Raw genomic sequence first — 791 nt, 5'->3', positions numbered from 1 at the left:
CGTCAGGAAAGCCCCGCAAGCCGTCGACCACCGCGATCAGGATGTCGTGCAAGCCGCGGTTCTTCAGCTCGTTGAAACCTTCAGCCAGAACTTGGCGCCCTCGGTTTGCTCGATCCACAAACCCAGCACTTCCTTGCGACCGTCGGCGCGGATGCCCAGCGCCAGATAGACCGCCTTGTTCCTGACCGTGCCTTCGTCGCGGATCTTCAGGCGCAGCGCGTCGAGTACACGATCGGATACATGGCCTCGAGCGGGCGTTGCTGCCACTGCTCGACCTCGGCCAGCACCTCGTCGGTGACCGTCGAAATCAGATCGGGCGACACCTGCAGCCCCCACAGCTCCAGCAGATGGCCCTGAATCTCGCGCACGCTCATGCCGCGCGCATACATGCTGATCACATGGTCATCGAAGCGTGGTAGCCGGCGTTGATACTTGCCGACCAATTGCGGCTCAAATGTCGCTTGCCGATCGCGCGGAATATCCAGCATCAGCTCGCCATTGGGCGTCAGGACCGTCTTGGGGCTGGTGCCGTTGCGGTGGTTGCCGGACTGGCCTTGCTCGGTCTGGGCTTCCAGATGGTCGCTCAACTCGGCCGCGAGCATGCGCTCGGCCAGCTGCTTCTTGAGTTCGCCGGCCAGACCTGATTCGCCCAGGACCGACTCAGCATCCTTGCCCTGCACTTGGGCAAGCAATTGGTCGATCAACTCATCGGAAGTATCCGTTAGCGCAACCCGTCTTGAACGCCCGCGTGCACGATGCGAAGGTTTCGCCATCGTAGTGATTGGGGTGAT

At 61.8% G+C, this 791-nt stretch carries 1 pseudogene; it reads right to left on the bottom strand.

The annotated features are described in order from the left end of the window. Positions 1 to 773: pseudogene (locus AWB66_RS32625) on the bottom strand (IS256 family transposase); the annotation flags it as partial. Positions 774 to 791 lie beyond the last annotated feature (18 nt).

Origin of the sequence: Caballeronia telluris (genome assembly GCF_001544495.1) — a bacterium.
GTDB lineage: Bacteria > Pseudomonadota > Gammaproteobacteria > Burkholderiales > Burkholderiaceae > Caballeronia > Caballeronia telluris.
Note: the sequence above shows the minus strand (reverse complement) of the source record. Positions and strands in the feature narration are given on the sequence as shown.